The organism is Rhodococcus sp. SBT000017, from assembly GCF_003688915.1.
Classification (GTDB): Bacteria; Actinomycetota; Actinomycetes; order Mycobacteriales; family Mycobacteriaceae; genus Rhodococcoides.
Genome location: NZ_REFU01000002.1, coordinates 666,338 through 688,997, shown reverse-complemented (window position 1 = coordinate 688,997; position 22,660 = coordinate 666,338). Strand labels below are relative to the sequence as shown.

At 61.8% G+C, this 22,660-nt stretch carries 18 protein-coding genes and 2 pseudogenes; 14 read left to right on the top strand and 6 right to left on the bottom strand.

The features are described 5' to 3' along the window. Nucleotides 1–57 precede the first annotated feature (57 nt). From nusG to rplA, 3 genes are all read left to right on the top strand, one after another. The gene (gene nusG, locus AYK61_RS24360) at nt 58–882 is read left to right on the top strand and encodes a transcription termination/antitermination protein NusG (RefSeq protein WP_121873418.1); all 825 of its coding nucleotides are present in this window, start codon (nt 58–60) and stop codon (nt 880–882) included. 64 nt (nt 883–946) lie between these two features. After that, the gene (rplK, locus tag AYK61_RS24355; protein ID WP_008713829.1) at nt 947–1,381 is read left to right on the top strand and encodes a 50S ribosomal protein L11; all 435 of its coding nucleotides are present in this window, start codon (nt 947–949) and stop codon (nt 1,379–1,381) included. Between the two features lie 89 nt (nt 1,382–1,470). Then, the gene (gene rplA, locus AYK61_RS24350; protein ID WP_027498276.1) at nt 1,471–2,190 is read left to right on the top strand and encodes a 50S ribosomal protein L1; all 720 of its coding nucleotides are present in this window, start codon (nt 1,471–1,473) and stop codon (nt 2,188–2,190) included. 70 nt (nt 2,191–2,260) lie between these two features. Here rplA and AYK61_RS24345 read toward each other — a convergent pair whose 3' ends face one another. Further along, nucleotides 2,261–3,172: an alpha/beta fold hydrolase gene (locus tag AYK61_RS24345; RefSeq protein WP_057475224.1), complete on the bottom strand. Its 912-nt coding sequence runs from the start codon at nt 3,170–3,172 to the stop codon at nt 2,261–2,263. Nucleotides 3,173–3,182: 10 nt separating this feature from the next. Then, nucleotides 3,183–5,129, bottom strand: coding sequence for a CocE/NonD family hydrolase (locus AYK61_RS24340; RefSeq protein WP_094665462.1), 1,947 nt, complete (start codon nt 5,127–5,129; stop codon nt 3,183–3,185). A 173-nt stretch (nt 5,130–5,302) separates the two neighbouring features. Between AYK61_RS24340 and AYK61_RS28110 the strand changes: the two are divergent. Both AYK61_RS28110 and AYK61_RS24330 read left to right on the top strand, forming a co-directional pair. Beyond that, nucleotides 5,303–6,985, top strand: a pseudogene (locus AYK61_RS28110) (Mu transposase C-terminal domain-containing protein). Nucleotides 6,986–7,058: 73 nt separating this feature from the next. Beyond that, on the top strand, nt 7,059–7,703 hold the full coding sequence (locus tag AYK61_RS24330) for a hypothetical protein (RefSeq protein WP_068046090.1): 645 nt from the start codon (nt 7,059–7,061) through the stop codon (nt 7,701–7,703). Nucleotides 7,704–7,836: 133 nt separating this feature from the next. Here AYK61_RS24330 and AYK61_RS24325 read toward each other — a convergent pair whose 3' ends face one another. Together AYK61_RS24325 and AYK61_RS24320 are read right to left on the bottom strand one after the other, a co-directional pair. Next, nucleotides 7,837–8,865, bottom strand: coding sequence for an AraC family transcriptional regulator (locus tag AYK61_RS24325; RefSeq protein WP_068046087.1), 1,029 nt, complete (start codon nt 8,863–8,865; stop codon nt 7,837–7,839). A gap of 199 nt (nt 8,866–9,064) precedes the next feature. Next, nucleotides 9,065–9,727, bottom strand: a complete 663-nt coding sequence (locus tag AYK61_RS24320; protein WP_045840684.1) for a TetR family transcriptional regulator — start codon at nt 9,725–9,727, stop codon at nt 9,065–9,067. Nucleotides 9,728–10,381: 654 nt separating this feature from the next. On the opposite strand from AYK61_RS24320, the gene AYK61_RS27110 reads away from it, so the two are divergent. Further along, nucleotides 10,382–10,786, top strand: coding sequence for a hypothetical protein (locus AYK61_RS27110; protein WP_147458399.1), 405 nt, complete (start codon nt 10,382–10,384; stop codon nt 10,784–10,786). Between the two features lie 53 nt (nt 10,787–10,839). On the opposite strand, the gene AYK61_RS24315 is transcribed toward AYK61_RS27110, so the two are convergent. Beyond that, nucleotides 10,840–12,093 (bottom strand): CdaR family transcriptional regulator, encoded by a 1,254-nt coding sequence (locus AYK61_RS24315; RefSeq protein WP_183130532.1) that lies wholly within the window; start codon nt 12,091–12,093, stop codon nt 10,840–10,842. A gap of 429 nt (nt 12,094–12,522) precedes the next feature. Between AYK61_RS24315 and AYK61_RS24310 the strand changes: the two genes are divergently transcribed. The 8 genes and pseudogenes from AYK61_RS24310 to AYK61_RS24275 all read left to right on the top strand — a co-directional run bounded on the left by AYK61_RS24310 (nt 12,523) and on the right by AYK61_RS24275 (nt 22,220). Further along, a complete protein-coding gene (locus tag AYK61_RS24310) occupies nt 12,523–14,274 on the top strand; it encodes an FAD-dependent oxidoreductase (RefSeq protein WP_068046078.1) in 1,752 nt (583 codons plus the stop codon). A 225-nt stretch (nt 14,275–14,499) separates the two neighbouring features. Further along, nucleotides 14,500–14,820, top strand: coding sequence for a 2Fe-2S iron-sulfur cluster-binding protein (locus AYK61_RS24305; RefSeq protein ID WP_068046075.1), 321 nt, complete (start codon nt 14,500–14,502; stop codon nt 14,818–14,820). A 24-nt stretch (nt 14,821–14,844) separates the two neighbouring features. Further along, nucleotides 14,845–16,233: a cytochrome P450 gene (locus AYK61_RS24300; RefSeq protein WP_027498265.1), complete on the top strand. Its 1,389-nt coding sequence runs from the start codon at nt 14,845–14,847 to the stop codon at nt 16,231–16,233. Continuing rightward, entirely contained in the window at nt 16,230–17,438 is a 1,209-nt protein-coding gene (locus AYK61_RS24295) for an NAD(P)/FAD-dependent oxidoreductase (RefSeq protein ID WP_068046072.1), read from the top strand. The genes AYK61_RS24300 and AYK61_RS24295 overlap by 4 nt, the downstream gene beginning before the upstream one ends. A 69-nt stretch (nt 17,439–17,507) precedes the next feature. Continuing rightward, nucleotides 17,508–18,248: a transglutaminase family protein gene (locus AYK61_RS24290; RefSeq protein ID WP_121873610.1), complete on the top strand. Its 741-nt coding sequence runs from the start codon at nt 17,508–17,510 to the stop codon at nt 18,246–18,248. A 389-nt stretch (nt 18,249–18,637) separates the two neighbouring features. Continuing rightward, nucleotides 18,638–19,474: an SDR family oxidoreductase gene (locus AYK61_RS24285; RefSeq protein WP_068046070.1), complete on the top strand. Its 837-nt coding sequence runs from the start codon at nt 18,638–18,640 to the stop codon at nt 19,472–19,474. Between the two features lie 46 nt (nt 19,475–19,520). Beyond that, nucleotides 19,521–20,585 carry a BtrH N-terminal domain-containing protein gene (locus AYK61_RS24280; RefSeq protein ID WP_027498261.1) on the top strand — a complete coding sequence of 355 codons (1,065 nt, stop codon included), beginning with the start codon at nt 19,521–19,523 and terminating at the stop codon, nt 20,583–20,585. A 438-nt stretch (nt 20,586–21,023) separates the two neighbouring features. Beyond that, nucleotides 21,024–22,220: pseudogene (locus tag AYK61_RS24275) on the top strand (IS110 family transposase). A 146-nt stretch (nt 22,221–22,366) separates the two neighbouring features. On the opposite strand, the gene AYK61_RS28330 reads toward AYK61_RS24275, so the two are convergent. After that, entirely contained in the window at nt 22,367–22,570 is a 204-nt protein-coding gene (locus tag AYK61_RS28330; RefSeq protein WP_141214819.1) for an integrase core domain-containing protein, read from the bottom strand. Nucleotides 22,571–22,660 lie beyond the last annotated feature (90 nt).

Genomic DNA, 22,660 nt, shown 5'->3' with positions numbered 1-22,660 from the left:
AGCTGCGTGACCTATCGACGATCGAACCGAGCAGGAAACTAGAGAAAGGGTGCTGACGTGAGCACGCCGCACAACGACGCCACCGAAGTGGCCGCATTCGACGCCGATGTCGAGGCGACCAAGCAGGGCCTCGAAGCGGAGCAGGCCGCTCAGGACCGCGAGACCGACGAAGCCATCAAGGCCGATGTTGCTGCTGCCGCCGGTGAGGACGTCCCCGCCGAAGACGGCGAGACTGCCGACGTAGATGTGACAGCCGAGCCCGAGGATCCCGTCGCCGAGATGAAGGCGGCTCTGCGTCGCGCTCCCGGCGACTGGTACGTCATCCACTCGTACGCCGGATACGAGAACAAGGTCAAGGCCAACCTCGAGACCCGTGTGCAGAACCTCGACGTCGGCGACTACATCTTCCAGGTGGAAGTTCCCACCGAAGAGGTCACCGAGATCAAGAACGGCCAGCGCAAGCAGGTCAACCGCAAGGTTCTGCCCGGCTACATCCTGGTCCGCATGGAACTCAACGACGAGTCCTGGGGCGCGGTGCGCAACACCCCCGGCGTCACCGGATTCGTCGGTGCGACGTCGCGTCCGTCACCGTTGACCATCAACGAAGTCGTCAAGTTCCTCATGCCGCAGGAAGGTGCCAAGAAGGACGCGAAAGCGACCGCAGGCGCAAGCGACCAGAGCGGCGACACCACGTCGAAGCCGACCATCGAGGTCGACTTCGAGGTCGGCGAGTCGGTCACCGTCATGGACGGCCCGTTCGCGACTCTCCCCGCCAGCATCAGCGAGGTCAACGCAGAGCAGCAGAAGCTCAAGGTGTTGGTATCGATCTTCGGCCGTGAAACCCCGGTCGAGCTCGGCTTCACCCAGGTCTCCAAGATCTAGAAGCCGCGCGCACAGACTTGCAGTAGCAACCGCAAGAAACCCGAGCGAATACAAGGAAAAAGAAATGCCCCCGAAGAAGAAGAAGCTAGCCGGGATCATCAAGCTTCAGATCCAGGCCGGTGCCGCCAACCCGGCACCGCCCGTCGGCCCCGCATTGGGCCAGCACGGCGTCAACATCATGGAGTTCTGCAAGGCGTACAACGCCGCGACCGAGTCGCAGCGCGGCAACGTCGTGCCGGTCGAGATCTCGGTCTACGAAGACCGCACGTTCGACTTCAAGCTCAAGACTCCTCCCGCTGCCAAGCTGCTGCTCAAGGCTGCAGGCGTGGCAAAGGGCTCCGGCGAGCCGCACAAGACCAAGGTCGCCAAGGTGACCATGGATCAGGTGCGCGAGATCGCCAAGACCAAGCAGGAAGACCTCAACGCCAACGACATCGATCAGGCCGCGAAGATCATCGCCGGCACTGCTCGCTCGATGGGCATCACGGTCGAAGGCTGATTACCAGCTCTCTGCAGTAACCGAAGTACACGTGGGAGAGCCGGCCAGGCTCGTCAACCACACTGAACTCGAACGAAGGACAGCAAGACATGGCAAAGCGCAGCAAGGCCTACCTCGAGCAGGCCGCAAAGATCGACCAGGACAATCTCTACTCTCCTCTCGAAGCCGCCAAGTTGGCCAAGGAGACCGCGTCGAGCAAGTTCGACCCCACCGTCGAGGTTGCAGTGCGACTCGGCGTCGATCCCCGCAAGGCGGATCAGATGGTGCGCGGCACCGTCAACCTTCCCCACGGCACCGGCAAGACCGCTCGGGTTATTGTTTTCGCCGCTGGTGAGAAGGCTGCAGAGGCCGAGGCAGCAGGAGCCGACGTCGTCGGAGCAGAAGATCTGATCGAGCGCATCCAGGGCGGTTTCCTGGACTTCGACGCCGCGATCGCCACCCCCGATCAGATGGCCAAGGTCGGCCGCATTGCCCGTGTCCTCGGACCGCGTGGCCTGATGCCGAACCCGAAGACGGGCACGGTCACCAACGATGTGACCAAGGCCGTCAACGACATCAAGGGCGGCAAGATCAACTTCCGCGTCGACAAGCAGGCCAACCTGCACTTCGTCATCGGTAAGGCCTCGTTCGACGAGACCAAGCTGGTGGAGAACTACGGCGCAGCGCTGGACGAGATCCTGCGTGCGAAGCCGTCGTCGGCCAAGGGTCGTTACGTCAAGAAGGTCACCGTCTCGACCACCACCGGACCCGGCGTCCAGGTCGATCCGAACCGCACGCGCAACCTCCTCGAGGACGACGCGAACGCGTAATTTCGTATCTGCGAACGAAGGCCGGTCTCCCCAGGGAGGCCGGCCTTCGTCGTAGGGTCTTGCCGAGGATCTAGGCCGCGTTCGCGCGAGCGAAGTTGGCCAGGACGATGCCGCTGATGCGGTCGAGCAACGCGGCGGGTAGGTCGTGGGCCATGCCGTCTATCAGCGTCAGCTCGGCACCGGGAACGGCGCGGGCGATGGCCTTGCCGCACGACGGTCGGACCAGTCTGTCGGCGGTCCCGTGAATGACGGTCGTCGGCGCGGTGATCTTCTTCGCGTACGGCCGCAGGCTGCCGGTGCCGGTGATCGCAGCCATCTGCCGCACGACGCCCGAGGGGTTGTAGTTCCGCTCGTACATCACCTGCGCGATCTCCAGTTGTTCCTCGAGCGGAGTGCGGAAGCCGGGAGAGCCGATGGTGGACAACGTCTTTGCCGAATGCGCGATGATTTCCTCTTTCGTGGCGTCCTTCCCGACGCCACCGAGCAGGGGCAGCAGGGCGCGTGGGTCCGGCGGAGGCAGGAACGGCTCGTTGGTGCTCGAGAAGAGAATGCCCACCGATTCGGTTCGTTCGGGGTAACTACCGGCGAAGACCTGAGTGATCATGCCTCCCATCGATGCACCGACGACGTGCACGGTATCGATGCCGAGGTGATCGAGTACTCCTACGGCGTCGGCGGCCATGTCGACGATCGTGTAGGGCACGTCGGAAGACATCCCGAGCTCGTGTCGGATCATTCGGAGGATCTGGGATCCCCGCACCTTTTGCCCGGTCATCTTCGTGGACAGTCCGATGTCGCGGTTGTCGATGCGGATCACTCGGTATCCCGCATCGACGAGGCGGGTACAGAAATCCATGGGCCACAACGTCAATTGCGCGGACAGGCCCATGATCAGCAGGACCGCAGGGTCATCGACCGAACCCATGTCCTCGTACGCGATCTCGACGGAGTTCGCCGGCGCGATGCCTTGTTCGATTCTCATGATGTCGTTCCTACCAGCCCGGCTCACCGAGTATGGGCACCACCAGGTAGCTCGGGCTTTCCGGGTCGATGCTGATGTCCTGTTTGCGTAGTCGAGTGCGCAGTAGGTCCGGCAAGATCGGGATGAACCGTGGTGTGTCGGTGGCGAATACGTCGACCCGGAGTCGGTGGCCAGTGGCGATGACGGCCTCGGTGGTGAGAATGTCGATATCGAGAACGATGGGTTCGCCGATGGGTACCGGAAGCAGCGCCGCTTCGGTGAGCGGGTGGTAGGGCCGGGTGTAGTCGCCGTTCGGCGCGAACAAGGAACGTTCGTCGTCCACGGCTCGACGCGAGGCCAGAAGAGCGCCGTTGCTGAGCACCGTCGAGGTCCCGTCGGGAGCGACGTCGCAGATCATGATGGCCCACAACGCTTCCCGTGCGTGGCAGACCACTCGAAGATGCAGATTCATCGGACCGGACAGAACGGCGTCCGACTCGGCCGGACCGGTGGTGAAGGTGACTGCGGCACCTTCGGCGAACCGGTTGTCGTAGGTGAATCCGCCCCCCAACACTGCCGTCACGCCGGCGAGTACCTGGGTGGTGTCACGCGAGACGACGGCCCGCAACGAGGGCCGCACCGTCAGGATGTCGCGGGACGTGGCCGGTTCGGTCGTGAGGCTGCCGTCGGCTACGGCGTGGGCTGCCGTTCCTGAGGGCGTCGCCGACAGGTACAGCCTGCGTGGTTGCGCCCGCGGAGCCGGAAAGCGGCCGTGCGCAGTCCAATTGCCGCCCTGTTGACGCAACGTGACGGGGCCGTAGTTCTCGATTCCGTTGTCGATGTCGCGTAGCCACTTGTCGAACCAGGCTCGCTCGAGCATATCGAGACGCGGTGGAAAGCCCGGTTCGCCGAACCCGATTCCGGGGTTGCCGTGGTACCCGTCACCGACGAGCAACTGCTTCGATCCGCGTTCGAGGGACAGCCGGTTGTAGATGTCGGGGGCGGAGCCGCCGAAGATGTCGTGCCAGCAGCCGTACAAGAATGTCGGCACCGCGATGTCCTCGATGGCGGCGTCGATGGTGTCGTAGTACTCGTCGTCGTAGATTCGTGAATCTCGTCCTGTGACAAAGCCTTTGGCCAGATCGAACAGGTTGGTGGCGGGGGACAGGGTGCGATCGCGGAGCCAGGTGAACGTGTCGATGCCGCCGATGGCCGGTGCCCACTTCAATGCGTTGACGGCGGTGAGCCACAGCGGGATGAACGCCGAGGTGGCCCCTCCGGTTGCGAAGATCTCGCGGACGATGTCCACCGAGCCCTCGACGGCGAAGATCGCGTCGAGCCCGGCGGGTTGCTTGGCTGCGGCCTGCAGCGCATTGATCGCCGAGTACGAGATGCCGGCCATTCCCACCCTGCCGTTGCACCAGTACTGGCGTCGGGCCCAGTCGATCACCTCGAGGGAATCGAGTTGTTCGCGGGTGCCCAGCACGTCCCAGGTGCCCGAGGAACTGCCGGTGCCGCGGACATCGACGATCATCTGAACGTACCCGCTGCGGACGAGGTGCCGGTTGACCGACAGCAGGTCCGCCGCCCCGCCTGCAACCACTCGGGTGATCTCGGTGATGCCGTCGAAACGGGTTCCGGTGAGGTCGAACGCGGACGAGAAGGCTCTGATCGCACGACCGAGAACAGGGGTCTCGAGGATCGTGTCGATGCTCTTGATCAGCAGCTTGTTGTACGGCGTCAGATTCAGGACGGTGGGAAAACTCCCCGTCACCGCCTTACCCGATGCGTCGGCGGGGCGGACGACGTACGCGCGCAGCGCTGTGCCGTCGCTCATCGGGATACGAACGTTCGCCGATACCGACACTCGCGGATACCGCGGTTCCTCGCGCACGATCGCCGCCCACGCCGCTGCCGCGTCGCCGCCGCTGGGGTCGCGTACGGGTTGCAGTAGGGGGTGGGGCTGCACGGCAGTCATGAACGTCGACTAGACCGTCGAACGACCCTGTTTGTCCCGAGGTGTCAACTTCAGAAGACGGCTGCACTCTTTGCAGGCGTTTCGAGGGTGAGTGCACGTGTCTTCTGACATTCTGATGTCAGAAGTGCGGTGCACGGTCGCACGTTCGGCTCTCGGTGACAGGGAGGCTTGTGGTGGACCCCGACAAGCTCGACGTCGTGGAGACCGGTGTGCTGACAGCGTCGGGGGAGCGGTGGTCCCAGGCCGAGGCCCGTTTCGCTGTCCTGGCTCCCTTGCTGGAGATGCATTCGGTGCGTTCGGAAGCGGTCGACGATGCCGCGCAACGGTTGGGATTGTCCAGGCGGCAGGTCTACACGTTGGTCGGCAGGCTCAGGAACGGGACGGGGACAGTCACCGATCTTCTGACGAAGGTCTCGTCGGGAGGGCGTGGCCGCAGCCGAGTAGCGGCTGAGGTCGAGGAAGTGATCGGCGATCATCTCACCCGCTATTTTCTTCACCGCCAGAAGCTGAGTGTCGCTGCGCTGCACCGACGTATAGCACTGGCGTGTCATCGCGCGGGTTTGCCGGTGCCGGCCAGAAATACCGTCACTGCGCGTATCGCCGCGCTCCCTCCGGCATCGGTGGCCAGGTCAGGCGGAGGACCCGATGCCGCCCGCCCACGTCAGTCCGCCGGCGACGTTCCACCGACGGTTTCGGGGATTCTCGATCAGGTCCAGATCGACCACACCGTCGTCGATCTGATGGTCGTTGACGAGTAAGAGCGGTAACCGATCGGCCGCCCCTACCTGACGATCGCCGTTGATGTCTTCAGCCGTTCCGTACTCGGGTTCGTCGTCACTCTGGAGCCGCCGTCGTCGATATCGGTCGGGTTGTGCCTGGGCCGCGTGTGCTGCGGGAAGCAGACGTGGCTGGAGGCATGCGAGCTGGCGGAGCAGGTGCAGTGGCCGATGGCGGGGAAGCCGAAGCAGTTGTATCTCGACAACGCCTCCGAGTTCAAAAGCGAAGCGCTGCGCCGCGGATGCGCCCAGCACGCCATCACCCTCGAGTACCGTCCTCCGGGCCGACCGCACTACGGCGGGATCGTCGAACGCATCATCGGAACGGCGATGACGGCGGTGCACGAGCTGCCTGGGACCACCTTCTCGAACCCAGCGGACCGAGGAAGTTACGACTCGGACAAGCACGCGGCGTTGACATTGCGTGAGTTGGAGCGTTGGCTGGTCCTGGCTATAGCCTCGTATCACGCGAGCGTTCACGCAGGGATCGGGAACACTCCGGCCGCCGTGTGGGCCGGTGGGGTCGCCGCAGTTGGTCATGCCCCTCGTGTGGTGCTCGGCGAAACCGCGTTCTTGGTGGACTTTCTTCCCGTCATCCGGCGACGTCTGACGCGGACGGGCTTCGTTCTCGATCACGTGCACTACTTCTCGAACGCGCTCAAACCGTGGGTTGCGCGGCGAGAGGATTTGGGGCGGTTCGTGATACGACGTGACCCACGCGATTTGAGCAGAATCTGGGTCCTCGAACCAGACGGTGCCGGCTATGTCGAGGTGCCGTACCGGACGATGTCACATCCCGCGGTGACACTGTGGGAGCACCGAGCTGCTATCGCCCGTCTCCGCGAACAAGGTCGGTCGAACGTCGATGAGAGCGCTCTGTTTTCGATGATCGAGCAGATGCGCGAGGTCACCGACCGCTCGCAGAAAGCCACCCGCAAAGCCCGGCGCAACCGTGCCCGCCGCATGCATCTCACCGGTGCCGCCGCGTGTGCACCGATCCCGGCGATCCACCCGCCGGTGGAGCCTCGAGCGGACGGCGGCACCGCCACGCCGGTCTTCAGCGACATCGAGGAATGGTGAGGCGATGACCGCATAGACAGGAAGTGGCGAAGAACCCGCCGAGTCGTCCATTGAGGATTTGGGGCACCTGCGGATGCCGTACACGCAGATCGCGGCCCTGCGGGCATGCGATGTCACCGCCGATGCGGGTCTCGACGCCTTTCGCGTCGAGACAGGCCGCGGCGTTCGTACCCTCACCTCCCTCGCGCTGGCGGGGACGGGCATTTCTCCGCGCACGGTGTTCCAGCGCTGGTGTGAGGTGCTCGGCCATCAGACCCGGTATGCGAGCACCCGAATGCTCGCCGACGCTCTCGATGCCGTGGACGGTACCGGGCTCGGCGGATACGACCGGTATTTCGATCCGGCCGATCGACAGCCGCTGTCGACTCCTATCGACCGGTGGGGCCACACCCCGTTGGCTGCGACCCCGCTGACCGCCCGTGCGGTAGCGGGCATCGTGCGAATGCACCTGGACGGACGGGCACCCACCCACCTGCAGCCCACTGCGCGGTCACAACATCCGGAGCAGATCGCGGCACCGGATCCAGTACCGCGGGTCCTACTCGACCCCGGCTACTACGAACGCGGAACGCTTGCGCGTAGACACGCCCACGGTCTTCTCGACGAAGTGGACTCCGTCCTCGCCGATGTCGAAACCCGCGCGGACAGCCTGTTGGAAGCTCTCGTCGACTTTCTCGAATCGGAGACCGCACGCGTGCCGGCCGACACCGTCGAGTGACAAGTGGTTGGTACTCGGGTTTGCACACACTCTTCTTCTCACGGCAGGGAGGCGGTGACGTCTCCGACATCTCCGAGATGAAGATCGACCAGGCCGCGAACGAACGAGGCATCGATCTGACCCCGTCTGTGGTCTACGTCGAATCCGGGTCGTCCGAGAGTCGTGGGTTTCGGAAATCTTTCGGAGAGCGCCCGGTCCAGCGTTTGAAGGCATGAGAGAAGTTGGCGAGGTCGCTGTATCCGAGTTCGGAAGCGATCTCGCTGACCGAAACCGAGCGATCGAGGAGCCGTAGCATCGCGCGTTCGTACAGCAGCGTGTGGCGGACCTTGCTGTAGGTGGTTCCTTCTTCGGCAAGCCGCCGTTTCAACGTGCTGCTCGACATCGACAATGCTTGTGCAACATCATGGTTGGTTCGCTGTCCGAGGTCCTTTTCCAACAGTTGCCTCACCTTCTCGGCGGATGACATGGACCCACTCCGCTGGGCGAGTGTCCGCTGCAGATCAGTGATAGCGAGTCGATATGCGAGAGGGTCCGAGAACCGACAAGCCTTGTTTAGTGTGTCCTCGGGTACGTGGACGAAGGAAATCGGAGCGTCGAAGAACCGGCGATTCGCCCCCGGACCTTTGTCGTGGCTCACCTCGGTCGGCTCCGGCCAGCTCAGATGGAGTGTCACCGGCGATATGTCACCGGCGAGCATGTCCAGCAGTCGTAATAACGCCGACCCGCCGTAGGTGATGACCAAGCAGTCCAGTGCGGAATCGCCTGTGTGCGCAGTGAGCCCGACGATCAGACCGTAGTCGCCAGTGTGGAACTGCGATTTCAACGCCGTGGAGATCAATGGCAGGTATGTCAGGAGATCGACGATCTCGGCGACCGAACCAGCGCTGATCAAAGGTGAACTCAGGGGCCCGAACGATGTCAACTGGGCCTGCTCGGCAAACGCAAGTCCGAGTCGAGTGGCGTGGGCGATATCGAGTTCGGGATAGACCTCCCGAAACCACCGTATCGGTGCCTGGACGTCATGCTGAATGAGCGTCGCTTCACTGGTTCCTTCGCGGTGCATGATTGCACGAAGGCGCGCGGCGGCGTCAGGGTCGAGTGCGCGGCGTTCGAGCAGTTGCACGAACGCAAGCGGTGGCACGCCCTCGTCGCTCAGCTTCACGGTGATTCCTTTGACCCGAATTCACAAGTTTATGACTCCACCGAACATAGCCGTCACCCACGTTTGCGACGACACTTTCGTCGATCACGCCAGGAACTGAGGTGGTGGCAAGCTGGACGGATTCTTGTCCGGAAGTTCGTTTGTCTTGAGAATGGGAATATTGCGTGACACCGACGCTAGCGGCGCTACACCGCTGTCGCTACGGTCGACCGAATCGAGTCGTCTTGCTCAACTCTGGATTGGCTTGAAAATCTTGGAACCCCTCGATGTACGGAGCGAGTAGGTCTGCGATATCGGTGGCGGTCTGGGCTGCGTCAGTCGGGGGCCGTGAGACATACGCCAAGGCCATCTGAACGATGGACGTGCTCAGGATATCGGCTTGGCGTTTCGGGGCTTGCACCCAGCATCGCTGAAATGTGGCAGAGAGGTGATCTGCGGCTCGCTCGACAAGCTGGGTGCTGTGAACAGTAATGAGCCGCAGGAGGTCTGCGGATGCGTCTTCTTCTCGTAGCGATCTGACCAATGGGTCACGTTCGGAGACGGCGAAAAACGCAGCCAAGCCTCGGCCGAGCGCCAATCTGATATCACCAACGCAAGTGTAGAGGCCATCGTCCACCACACTGACCAGCTGATCGGTCAGTCGTATCGCGTAGCTCTCCGCCACACCGCGCCGGGACCCGAACTCGTTATAGATGGTCTGTCGAGACAAACCGGCTTCCTTCGCGACCTCGGACATGGTCACGGACTTCCAGCTCTGCCGCAGCAGGAGAGCGCTCAATGCGTCTAACGCGGTCGCACGAAGGAGAGTGCTTGCCGCTGTCCGGTAGCCACCATCAGGGCGCGCAGTGTGGACGGAACTCATGAATAGAAGTCTAGGCGCGTTCGGACATTGGTGGTGGGAGATGATGTCGCTGTCGCCAGCGCGTCGATGCTGCCAGCGATGCGACCATTGGCGTTATCTGCGGGCGAACGAACCAGGCGCAGCGGTGAGCCGAACACCTACGAAGAACTCATCTGTTCTTTCGGTAGGTTTCCCGAGCGGCGTGCAGCGAACGCAGAGCATGCAATTCGGCACAACTGCCGGCGTGTGGCGTCAGAAAAGCTCTCCATTGCAGAGGTCGGCTACGCACACCCCTCGTCTGCGTAGCTCGACCTACATCTGGCTGATTTTCACGTCGCGAATATTTCGGCGTTCGATCCGACTCGCGCACCGTGGTAGGTCAACGGATTCCACGAGGGTGCCAACATGAACAGTAGGAGCGGTGTCAATGTGAAGAATGCAAAATCCAGCACGATACCTCGATTTCCACTGCAGCCATGGAGGCCTGAAGGGGCCGTCGTCGTGGTGTCGATCGTACTGGATCGGCACCGTTCTGTGATATGTCCAAGTTGGCCAAAGTCGCAAGGAGTCCTTGTTCTTTATGCACAAATCATCCTTCCCTCTTTGACACATGAGGAATAGCTATCGTACAACTAGGTCGTATCGAGTTCGCTCCCGTACTTAAAGGAATCAACCTTGAATCGAGCATTGGACCGTCTCGCAGTTCGTGGTCGGGTGCTGGTCACACCCTGCCAGGGGGAGCCCGAACTGTGGGACTACGAATCCGATCCACCCTACGAGACGGTTGCTCAGCGAGCTGCGCGTCATAAAACTGCAGCAGACTCTTGCATGAAATGTCATATACTGACCGACTGCGAGCAGTATCTTGCTACTGATCCTTCGCCAGTCGGAGTGTGGGCCGGTCGAATCTTGGAGACGTCCGAAGGATCTGTCGAATCAAATGCGGCGAACATTGCGACAGGTGAAGGAATCGAGGGCAAAGAAATGGATATGAATGACCGAATCAAGTCGCTTTCACCGAATGCGGCATTCGATATTCTGATAGCAACAATCGTGAATCAGCATGGCAATGGAGTCTGACGAACGTGACGCTGGAAACCTGGAAGGTTTGAGCCGGGTCGCAGCCACCCTGCTCAAACCGTCAACCGTGCGTCTGCTGAGCCGAGCGGTATGGGTAACTTGAGTACTGTGCTGGGTGTCCACCACGCGGCATCCAGCGCAATCCTGAGGTTCATGAGGATGCCGGCATCGTCCAGCTTGCAACCGCACTCTTTCGCTGCTTGTCGGATGCGGTATTTGACCGTGTTTCGATGGATCGTCATATCGTGAGCGGTCGCGGTAACGCTACAGTTGTTTGCTAGGTAGACTCGTAAGGTCTCGCGGAGCCTGCGGTTCCGCGCACTGTCCAGAAGCAAGCCTCCGAGTGAGTCTTCCGCTAGATCCCTTAGGATTTCCGGATCTTCGAGCAGAAGAGTGATGGCTGCAACTTCCTCGAAAGTTACCACCGGACTGATGTCGACCTTGCCGTCCGAAACTACGCGGGCCGCGCGCTCTGCCTGCCTGGCTGTCTTCCGAAAACCATTTTCACCACTCTGCACGGTTCCAATTGCTGCTCGAATTCGGCCGTACTTCTGAAGAACGTCTGTAACGCTTTCAAGGCAAATCCTTCCGGCGTGAATTATCGGAAACCAAACCAGGGATCGGGCATCGCCTTTACTGTTGACTTGCGGTCGACCGATCGTACCGAGTCTGACGCCAACGGTATCTACGAGCTGGTGCCAGGACTTTCTCGGGAATGGTTCCCGGTCATTCGTCCAAAACTCAATGGCAATATGGTTTCCTGTGAGATTGTAATATGAATCGATTTTGTATGCGCCCAAAGAATCTGTGCATGATGTCGACATTGCGCGTTCGAGTTCCGTGTTTACAGAACTATTTTCTTCACGTATCTTCGATTTCTCCGCTTCGTATTCTGAACATGCGTCCTGACACACGCGGTCTATGAAGACGGCAGACCTGCTGACCAGATGCGCAAGTTGATTCGCGGCCAACGTGTGCGTAGCACGCGAGAGCGAGAACAGGACATGCTCAAGAAATCTCGATTGGCCCAGGTGATAAGCGCGCGCGAGCGCCGTCAGCGGGACATGCGTGTGTGCGAGAACGCGAGCATGGCACAGGGCGGCATGCGGAGCTCGCAAGTTGTCGTGCTCAGTCCTGTCGGCCAGGAAGTCGATAGCCGCATTGATGTTGGCTTTCACGCTGGTGTGTAGAAGTCCGGTTGCGTCTGCATTGCCGTTCATTTCATGGATTGATGCACTTATGAATGAAGAGATATTCTCCGTCAACTCTGCCTTTCTGTCCTCCATCTCGTCCACAAGTGTTTCCATCAAATGAGTCGATATCATTTTAGTGTCATACCTATCCTGGTAGTTCAATTCTGGAGCGGCGCGCCATTTCGGTGACGATCGCTGCGGATCTACCTTGTCGATCTCGGGGCTTGCCCCGCCGCCTGTGCACCTCGGCTTCTCGTCAGAGCCCTCCTTGCTGGCTTCTGACGCACCGGCTCCTTTCGGTTCGGCTCGCCGGTGACGGAAGCGTCAGCGGCTTGTGGTTAATGAGCTGCACCACTAGTATCTGTACACGCAGGCTGCATCTGTCAATTAATTGGACAAAAAGTCATCGTCTGTATAGTAGTGTGCCCGGGTAGGCAGGCGGTCGGCTTTGGTCTCACCGTCGAGGGGGCGCACTCTCGCGCTGGGTCCCGGCCCCTGGGGCGAGGAGCAGTTATCCGGTTTGAAGAACCAGAAGGAGACGCCATGGCGACGCCACCGAGCAGTTCAATCGATTACGACGTCTTGATCGTCGGTTCGGGCTTCGGCGGAAGTGTCACCGCGCTGCGGCTGGTGGAGAAGGGGTACCGCGTCGGGATCCTCGAGGCCGGGCAACGCTTCGAGGACAAGGACTTCGCGAAGAACAGCTGGGATCTCAAGCGTTTCCTGTGGGCACCGAAGCTGGGTCTGTACGGAATCCAGCGTGTGCACCTGCTGCGCGATTGCCTCATCCTCGCCGGTGCCGGAGTGGGCGGTGGATCCCTGAATTACGCCAATACTCTCTACAAGCCGCAGGCACCGTTCTTCGAGGACAAGCAGTGGGCGCACATCACCGACTGGAGCAGTGAGCTCTCTCCGTTCTACGACCAGGCCACCCGCATGCTGGGCGTGGTGCGCAACCCACACATGACCCCGGCCGACGAGGTCATGAAGTCGGTGGCCGAGGACATGGGCGTCGCCGACACCTTCATTCAGACGCCGGTGGGAGTGTTCTTCGGAGACGAGCCCGGCAAGACCGTCCCGGACCCGTACTTCGGCGGTGCAGGTCCCGAGCGCACCGGATGCATCGAATGCGGTGAGTGCATGACCGGTTGCCGCCACGGAGCCAAGAACACCCTGCTGAAGAACTACCTCGGCCTGGCCGAGCGCGCGGGAGCCGAGATCGTGCCGATGACGACCGTGACCGGTCTCGTTCCGCGATCCGACGGCACCTGGGACGTCGACACCGAGCGCACCGGCGCTCGGCTCCGCAAGGGCAAGAAGACGTACAGCGCAGCCAATGTCGTGTTGGCCGCGGGCACCTGGGGCACCCAGAATTTGCTGCACAAGATGAAAGACACGGGCGCGCTGCCCAAGCTGTCGGACACACTCGGCGAACTGACTCGCACCAACTCCGAGTCGATCGTCGGAGCGGCCAAGCTTGCGGTCGATCCGAACATGGACCTCACGCGCGGAGTGGCCATCACGTCCTCGTTCCACCCCAGCCCCAACACGCACATCGAACCGTGCCGCTACGGCAAGGGCTCGAACGCGATGGGAATGCTGCAGACCCTGATGACCGACGGCGGCGGAAAGATCCCGCGTTGGCTCAAGTTCGTGTTCGCGTTGATCGCACACCCGGTTCAGTTCGTTCGCGTCGTCAATGTCCGGCACTGGAGCGAGCGCACCATCATCGCGCTGGTGATGCAGAACCTCGACAACTCGATCACCACATTCACCAAGCGTGGGCCGTTCGGCCGCAAGATTTCCAGCAGGCAGGGCCACGGCGAGCCGAATCCGACGTGGATCCCCGAGGGCAACGACGCCACCCGGCGCATCGCCAAGAAGATCGGCGGCGTCGCTGGAGGCACCTGGGGAGAGCTGTTCAACATCCCGCTCACCGCGCACTTCCTCGGGGGGTGCGCCATTGCCTCGGATTCGGCGCACGGCGTCATCGATCCGTACCACCGCGTCCACGGATACCCGACGCTGAGCGTGGTGGACGGGGCGGCTGTGTCGGCGAACCTCGGGGTCAATCCGTCGCTGACCATCAGCGCGCAGGCCGAGCGGTCCGCCGCATTGTGGCCGAACAAGGGCGAGCTCGATCTTCGTCCGGCACAGGGGCTTCCGTATCAGCGGCTCGATCCCATCGCCCCCAACTCGCCCGTTGTTCCGGTGGACGCTCCGGGTGGGCTGAGATTGCCTATCGTCGAGATCCGAAATGGCCATCTGGTCGCCGGTGAGACGGCTTCGCGGTGAAAGAAGTACTTGGTGAGCGCGCATTTCGAAACAGGAGCCCAGCCGCTCGATGCCTTCGTGCGGAGCGCAGAGTTGTCGCACTCCACATCTGGAGTGGACTCAGGTCGGATCTCTGGGGCGAACCGTCTGACCCGAATTCACAAGTTTTTGACTCTACGGAACATGGCCGCCATTCACGTTTGCGGCGACACTGTTATCAATCGCGAAGAAAATTGAGGAGTTGACATGGCAGTTGTAACTTTCGTCGCCCACGATGGTGGGAAGCACGAGGCGGGCTTGGTCGAAGGTCGATCGTTGATGCAGATTGCAACCGACAATGCTGTGCCGGGGATCGATGGAGACTGTGGGGGCGAAACGGCCTGTGGCACCTGCCATGTGATCGTCGACCCGCAGTGGTCAGGAGAGGTGGGTCTGTCCGGTGCCAACGAGGAGGAGATGCTGGCTATGAACCCCGAGCGTGAACCCACGTCTCGGTTGTCGTGCCAGATGGTGGCCTCAAAAGCGTGGGATGGCCTGATCGTTCGAACACCTGAATTCCAATTGTGATGTGTGAAAGGCAGGCACGACAGCATGAAAGTTTCTGAGTCGATCACCGACAAGGTCCAGTCGACCATCCCTATAGGGCTGCAGATCCAGGGCGCTCATCTGTACGACAAGACCCGACGGTGGGTGACTGGCACGAATGGCAAGAAGATCTTCGTCGAAAGTCCCATCCCACCGGTCGAGGATGTCGAGCTCGCCGACATCGACCTCAGTAACCCCTTTCTCTACAGACAAGGGCGGTGGCAGTCGTACTTCGAGCGCGTGCGGAACGAGGCACCGGTTCATTACCAACCCAACAGTCCGTTCGGCCCGTTCTGGTCGGTCACGCGCCATGCCGATATCGTGGCCGTCGACAAGAACCACGCTGTGTTCTCGGCCGAACCGTTCATCGTCATCGGCGTCCCGCCCCGGTTTCTCGATATCGAGATGTTCATCGCGATGGACCCGCCACGCCACGACAAGCAGCGCGCTGCCGTCCAGGGGGTTGTCGCACCGAAGAACCTCCGGGAGATGGAGGGACTGATCCGATCGCGGGTACGGGAGGTATTGGACGACCTCCCCTTGAACGAGCCGTTCGACTGGGTGCAGAATGTCTCGATCGAGTTGACAGCTCGGATGCTCGCAACTCTTCTGGATTTCCCCTACGAACAACGCCGCAAACTCGTCTACTGGTCCGATTTGGCAACCTCGATGGAGCAAGCCAACGGTGGGCCCTCGGACAACGACGAGGTGTTCGAGGGCATGCGTGACATGGCCCGTGGCCTCAGCGCTCTCTGGCATGACAAAGCAGCCAGGAGGTCTGCAGGGGAAGAGTCCGGTTTCGATCTGATCACCATGTTGCAGAGCAACGAGGACACCAAGGATCTGATCGATCGTCCGATGGAATTTCTGGGCAACCTCGTCCTGCTGATCGTCGGTGGGAACGACACGACGCGTAACTCGATGAGCGGTGGCGTTCTTGCGTTGAACCAATTCCCCGACCAGTTCGAGAAATTGAAGGCCAATCCCGATTTGATCCCCAACATGAACTCGGAAATCATCCGATGGCAAACACCCTTGGCGTACATGCGCCGAATTGCCAAAGCCGACACCGTTCTGAACGGACAATTCATCCGCAAGGGTGACAAATTGGTGATGTGGTATGCCTCGGGTAACCGCGACGAACGCGTTTTCGAGAATCCTGATGATTTCATCATCGATCGTGCCAATGCGCGCAATCACATCGCGTTCGGATTCGGTGTACACCGGTGTATGGGCAATCGGCTGGCCGAAATGCAGCTGCGGATTCTGTGGGAGGAGTTGCTTCCCCGCTTCGAGAACATCGAGGTCGTCGGCGACCCCGAGTATGTTCAGTCGAATTTCGTGCGGGGCATCAGCAAGATGATGGTGCGCCTGACGCCTACTTCCAGCGCATGACATCGCAACGGGCGATCATCGTCGGCGCAAGCCATGCTGGGGCACAACTGGCAGCTAGTTTGCGCCAAGAAGGTTGGACAGGCGAGATCGTCCTCATCGGTAACGAGTCTGCCACTCCCTATCAACGCCCCCCGCTGTCGAAGGCATACCTGGCGGGCAAATGCGTACTCGACGATATCGCCATTCGCAGCACGGACTTCTACTCCAAGCAAGGTATTCAGCTCCTGAACGCGCAGGTGGAGGCCATCGTTCGGTCGGAAGGCAACGTCGTTCTCGACACCGGGGAGAAGCTGGCTTACGACAAGCTCGCGCTGTGCACGGGAGCCCGCCCTCGTCGGCTCACCGTTCCCGGGGCCGATCTCCACGGGGTCTACTACCTACGTACCGCAGCGGACGTCGAGAGGATCCGTATGGCCACCGGCCCTGGCCGGCGGGTGGTGATCGTCGGAGGCGGCTACATCGGACTCGAGACAGCGGCATCGCTGCGCGCACTGGGCGTGCAGGTCACAGTTCTCGAGGCAACTGGGCGTGTGCTCGAGCGGGTCACTGCTCCCGAGGTTTCGACGTTCTTCGAGCGGATACATCGCGAGCAGGGAGTCGACATCAGAACGAACGCGATGGTCGAAGGCCTGTCCGGTGACCGTGAGGTTCGTGAAGTCAGTTTGGCCAGCGGGGAATCGATCCTCGCAGATCTGGTCATCGTCGGTGTCGGCGTCGAGCCGAACACCGACCTCGCCGCCGACGCGGGTCTTGTCATCGACAACGGCATCGTGATCGACGATCACACTCGGACCAACGACCCCGACATCATGGCGGCGGGGGACTGCGCGAGCCACGACATGGCCCGTTACGGCCGTCGACTACGGTTGGAGTCCGTCTCGAGCGCAGGAGAGCAGGCCAAAGTCGCTGCCTCGACCGCCTGCGGGAAGTCCAGAAAAATCGAAGCGTTGCCGTGGTTCTGGTCAGATCAGTATCACTTCAAGCTGCAGATCGCCGGCCTCAACACTGGATACGACGAAGTGGTTCTCAGTGGTGATCCCACCCGTGACAGTGATTTCAGTTGCTTCTATCTCCAGGCCGGTGAGCTCATTGCCGCCGACTGCATAGGTCGCCCGCGCGAGTTCATGTACAGCAAACGGGTGATCGCCCAGCGACTCTCCGTCCAACGCGAAGACCTGATGCTCGGCGGACTCGCGCGCAACTGACCGATCCTTCGGTCGTTGTGCACACAACAGCAACCGGTTTGCTCAGAGAAGGGAACATCGGCGATGACCATGACAGACCGCCCGCCCGGGGCACATACTACGCAGCCACCGCACGCGTATCTGGGAGCAACGGACTTCCTCGACATCGAGCACGAATCCGTGCGGGCGTTCACCGCCGCGGCAATCGGGGATGCGAGCAGCGACCGTGACAAGGCCAGACGCCTCTTCGCCGCCGTCCGCGACCGAATCTGGTACGACCCGTACACCGTGTCGGACGATCCGGCCCACTATCGAGCGAGCTTCGTCCTCGAGGCCGGGCGCGCTTACTGCGTCCCGAAGGCGGTGCTGTTGACCGCAGTGTGCCGGGCGGCGGGTATCCCGGCACTGCTCGGTTTCGCCGACGTCCGAAATCACCTGCAGACCGAGACGTTGCGCACGCTGATGGGCGGCACCGACCTGTTCGTCTACCACGGCTACAGTCGCCTCTACATCGAGGGCCGGTGGTTGAAGGCCACGCCGGCATTCAATGTCGAGTTGTGCGCTCGTTTCGGCGTGCCGCCAGTGGAATTCGACGGCGATCGCGATGCTCTCATGCATGCCTTCACCGCAGACGGAGCTCAGCACATGGAGTATGTCCGCGAGCGAGGAGTCTTCGATGACCTACCCTTGAACGCGATCTTGACGGTGCTTCGGCACGCCTACGGCCCCACGATCTTCACGGGCGCTCACCCACTCGATGATGTTTTCACCGGCCGCACCCGGCCGGGCGAAACTCCCGGGGATCGAAACTCGCCGCGGGAGTCTCGATGAACACAAGCGGTGAGAACATACGCGCCGAACCCCGTATCGCGGCCGACTGCCGATCGGTCGGAGCTCTCTCCGCGAACAATCGCGATCGTGAACACTCGGACCGCCTCGGACACCTTCGAATCGGGTGAGCCGACACCTGCTGGCAGAGCTGTGCCACATGACTGTCTCGTCGGCGCGGCCGTGTTGAGGCCGGGCACCGGAAGTTGCACCGAACAGACGAGACCCGTTCTGCCGCTGGGGTTGCGGCCGATGAACGACCGATCCGAACGCCTCCCCGGGCACGAGACGCCGCGCGATACCCATATCCCTCTCCTGTGTGCGCAGCCGCTACCGCGAGAGCGGCCCGAACGGCGTCTACCGATGTCTCTTATCTATGCAAGGAGCGCAGCATGATGAACAACGCACCTCACACCCCCGCCAGGACCGTGGCGATCACAGGTGGAGCTCGCGGCATCGGCTATCAGACAGCGAAGGAGTTGATTCGACGAGGCCACCGGGTCGCCATCGGCGACATCGACGAGGCACGTGCGAAGGAGGCCGCCGCCGAACTCGGGGTGAAGGTCGTCACCCGACTCGACGTCACCGAACCTGACTCGTTCACAACGTTTCTGGACCTGGTCGAACGTGAACTCGGACCCCTCGACATCCTGATCAACAACGCGGGCATCATGCCTACCGGCCACGCCCACGAAGAGGACGATGCAGTAACCCGGCGGCAAGTCGAGATCAATGTCCTGGGGGTCATCTTCGGGACCAAACTGGCTCTTCAGCGCATGCTGCCGCGCCGCACCGGACACATCATCAACACTGCGTCATTGGCCGGCGAGCTCGCGGTACCTGGTTTGGCGACCTACTGCGCTACCAAGTTCGCAGTCATCGGATTCACAGAGGCCGCACGACTGGAGTACCGCAAGTCAGGGGTTCGACTGTCCACAGTCCGCCCGACGTTCACCAACACCGAACTCGTCGCCGGAACCGCCGGCGCAAAGGGATTACGCAACGCCGAGCCGGAGGAGATCGCCCGCGCGACAGCAGATCTGATCGAGAATCCACGCCCCTTCGTCCGCGTCACCCGTCTCGCCGGCGCAATGGTCGCGGCGGTGAAATTCGTCCCCCGGCGTCTGGCGACCGGACTGGGTGCGGCCCTGAACACAGATTCGGTGTTCCTCGCGGACGTCGACATGGCTGCTCGCCGAACGTATCTCGACAGAATCCGGAACAGCTGAGCGTGCCGACACGCGCGCTCGACCATCCACCCGAAAGGCAGCCACAGTGACCCACACGACTCTGATCGAGAACTATCCCCACCGGATGGGAGGGCACTGCGGGTCAGGTGCAATGCGAGACCTTCTCCAGTGGCATGGTCTGGGATGGGACGGACCACCCGACGAGGGGTTGGTGTTCGCACTGGGTGGTGATCTGGGTTTGTCCTACCTGCGATCGGACGACCTGGTCCCACCGATGTACCTGGTCGGCCGCGGTGCCGACTTCGAGATCGACTTACCGCGCAGGCTCGGCGGACAAGTCGAGGTTCTCACGACCGACGATCCCGCTGAGGGATGGTCATGGGTTCGCGACGACATCGATGCGGGACGACCCAGTCTGGTCTGGGCCGATATCGCTGAGCTGCCCTACCTACGGGTGAAACTGCAGATGAGTCGTCACGACATCGTGGTGATCGGCTACGACGAGATCGGGGGGACTGCCTCGGTCGTCGACAACGATCGGGCCGATGTGCAGGAGATCCCGCTCGACGCGCTCGCTCGGGCGCGATCTTCCACCTCGTTCCCGCAACCGACACGTCACTGCACGTACCGAATCACATGGCCGCAGACACTGCCGCCCGTGTCTACTGCCGCGGCCGCGGCCTTTGCCCGATCCGCCGCCAGCATGCGCGCCCCATCGACACCGGGAATAGCCGACCACGTACCAGCGGCCGGTGCCGAAGGATTGGCCGCGGTCGACCAGCTGGCAACCGACGTCAAGAGCTGGGTCGACCTTCCGCCCGATGACCTCGAGACGTTGCTGTTCAGTCTCGGTATCTTCATCGAAAAGGCCGGAACCGGAGGCGGGCTCTTTCGTCGGCTTCTCGCCGACGGCTGTACCGAGATTGCACGTCTGACCGGGGATCCCGCTACCGCAGACCTCGCGGTGGCCGCCGATCACTGCGCCCAGGCCTGGACCGAAACTGCCCGCGCCGGAACACAACGCGGTCTCGATGTGCGAACACGCGCAGCTGCGGTGGCCGTGTCGGCTGCCGAACTGCCTGCACTCGAGCTGATCCTGGTGGAGTCCCTGGAGTCTGCTTCACGCTCGCTGTCCGCCATCACGAGATGATGCCCATCGTCGTTCGACGGCGCGCGGTAGACGGTGCATCGCACTGTGCTGCAGCCTCTCGTGCCGGATCGCCGCAGGCGTGCGGAGGCACCGAACGACCGAAGAGTTGCCGGACGGAACAGTCGAACGCCTCTCGGTGGACGCTGCATCGATGCCGTGTCGTTGCTCGGCAACAGACCCTGATCTCTGCCCCGCGCCGACAACAATTCAGCCGCCGACGGAAGCCTTCGATGTTCGCGGTCACCGTTTTCGGCTCGACGGCCGCGTCGTGTGCGCTATCGGGCCAGGCCCGTTATCTTCTAGCTGATACTTGAAACCGAGGGCTACGGTAGCCAGACCCGGTATGACTTCTCGCCCCTGTCATCGATGATCCGGGGGGGGTGGGGGGCTGTCGCCGGGTGTTGACGTCGGATCGGTGACCGGACGAAGGACTGCTTCATGGCCACGAGCTACGCCGTGTTTTGCGGCATCGACGTGGGAAAATCCGAACATCACGCCGTCGGTCTCGCCGTCGACGGAACCCGTCTGTACGGCAAAGCCCTACCCAATGACGAGGCCCGCCTGCGCACAGTGTTCGACCGCCTCGCCACGCGCGGGCCGCTGTTGATCGTCGTCGATCAGCCTAATACGATCGGCGACGCCCTGCCGGTCACCGTCTCCCGATCCTGCGAGCACCAGTTCGCGTCCCTACCGGGTCTGTCGATGCGCCGCATCGCAGATCTGTATCCAGGGCAAGCCAAAACTGATGCGCGGGCCTGCGTTCATCATCGCCGACACGGCCCGGACCATGCCCCACACGCTGCGACGAGTCGATACCGGTGATGACACACTCGCCGAGCTCGGTGTGCTGATCGGTTTCGATGACGATCTCGCCGGTGAAGCAACCCGCGTCAGCAACCGAATCCGCGGACTGCTGACCGGCATTCACCCCGCGCTCGAACGAGTCCTCGGACCGCGTGTGACACACCCGGCAGTGCTCGAGATCCTGTCCCGCTGCGGTAGCCCCGGCGGCATCCGCGCTGCTGGTAAGCGGAAACTGACCGCTTCGCCGCCAAAAACGCGCTCAGGATGGGGGCAAGACTGGTTGCGGAGATCTACGCCGCACTCGAGGCTCAGACGGTAGTAGTGCCCGGGTCTGCGGCTGCCGAGACTGTTCTACCCAAACTGGCGGACTCGCTCAAAGAGACACTGCAGCAACGCAACACAGTTGGCTCGGACGTCGAGAGGATGCTCGGTGCCCACCCTCTTTCCTCGCTCCTGATCTCGATGCCAGGCGTCGGAGTCAGGACTGCCGCACGCATCCTTCTCGAAGTCGGTGACGGATCGGCATTCAAATCAGCAGGACACCTGGCCGCCTACGCCGGCATCGCACCCGTGACCCACCGATCCGGCACCTCGATCCGAGGTGAGCATTTAGCGTGATCAGGAAACCGCAAACTCAAACGCGCGTTGTTCCTTTCGGCCTTCGCCGCGCTGCACGACCCCACCAGTCGCGCCTACTACGACCGCAAGCGAGCCGAAGGCAGGAAACACAACGCCGCGCTCATCTGCCTCGCTCGACGCCGATGCGACGTCCTGTACGCCATGCTCAAGAACAAGACCCTGTACCAACCGCCCGCAGCTCACGCAGCTTGACAGAAACCATAGGGACACGTTATTGAGGCGTGAGGTTCACCCCAACGGTACCAACGGCAGCGGTTGTACCCGCGTTCGCCGACGATCACGGTCGGATGCCGTGCGTGGGGTTGATCTGCCGCGAGGATTTCCGACACTGGAGATGACTATTCTGAAGCCGCGTTTGCGGACTGCCCGTAACTGTAGTGGACAGCGTTCGGGGTTCGGTACCCGAGCGCCGAATGGCGGTGTTGTGAACTGTAGAAGCCGTCGATGTATCTGACGATGTCTTGTCGTGCTTTGCTTTTGGTGGAGTAGATCGTTCGGTAGACGCATTCGTTCTTGAAATCAGCGAAGAAACTTTCGGCCATACTGTTGCCCCACAACACCCCGCGAAGACCGCATCCGCGGAGAGCTCACGAGAGCCCGGTAAGCCCGCGAGGTACATACGGCAAGTTCGG

Coding starts and splice junctions, on each gene's coding strand:
- AYK61_RS24290 (WP_121873610.1), top strand. CDS start 17,508: ATGACAGACCGCCCGCCCGGGGCACATACTACGCAGCCACCGCACGCG.
- AYK61_RS24320 (WP_045840684.1), bottom strand. CDS start 9,727: ATGAGTTCCGTCCACACTGCGCGCCCTGATGGTGGCTACCGGACAGCG.
- AYK61_RS24300 (WP_027498265.1), top strand. CDS start 14,845: ATGAAAGTTTCTGAGTCGATCACCGACAAGGTCCAGTCGACCATCCCT.
- AYK61_RS24285 (WP_068046070.1), top strand. CDS start 18,638: ATGATGAACAACGCACCTCACACCCCCGCCAGGACCGTGGCGATCACA.
- rplK (WP_008713829.1), top strand. CDS start 947: ATGCCCCCGAAGAAGAAGAAGCTAGCCGGGATCATCAAGCTTCAGATC.
- AYK61_RS24305 (WP_068046075.1), top strand. CDS start 14,500: ATGGCAGTTGTAACTTTCGTCGCCCACGATGGTGGGAAGCACGAGGCG.
- AYK61_RS24345 (WP_057475224.1), bottom strand. CDS start 3,172: ATGAGAATCGAACAAGGCATCGCGCCGGCGAACTCCGTCGAGATCGCG.
- AYK61_RS24310 (WP_068046078.1), top strand. CDS start 12,523: ATGGCGACGCCACCGAGCAGTTCAATCGATTACGACGTCTTGATCGTC.
- AYK61_RS24315 (WP_183130532.1), bottom strand. CDS start 12,093: ATGGAAACACTTGTGGACGAGATGGAGGACAGAAAGGCAGAGTTGACG.
- rplA (WP_027498276.1), top strand. CDS start 1,471: ATGGCAAAGCGCAGCAAGGCCTACCTCGAGCAGGCCGCAAAGATCGAC.
- AYK61_RS28330 (WP_141214819.1), bottom strand. CDS start 22,570: ATGGCCGAAAGTTTCTTCGCTGATTTCAAGAACGAATGCGTCTACCGA.
- AYK61_RS24340 (WP_094665462.1), bottom strand. CDS start 5,129: ATGACTGCCGTGCAGCCCCACCCCCTACTGCAACCCGTACGCGACCCC.
- AYK61_RS24330 (WP_068046090.1), top strand. CDS start 7,059: ATGCCGTACACGCAGATCGCGGCCCTGCGGGCATGCGATGTCACCGCC.
- AYK61_RS24295 (WP_068046072.1), top strand. CDS start 16,230: ATGACATCGCAACGGGCGATCATCGTCGGCGCAAGCCATGCTGGGGCA.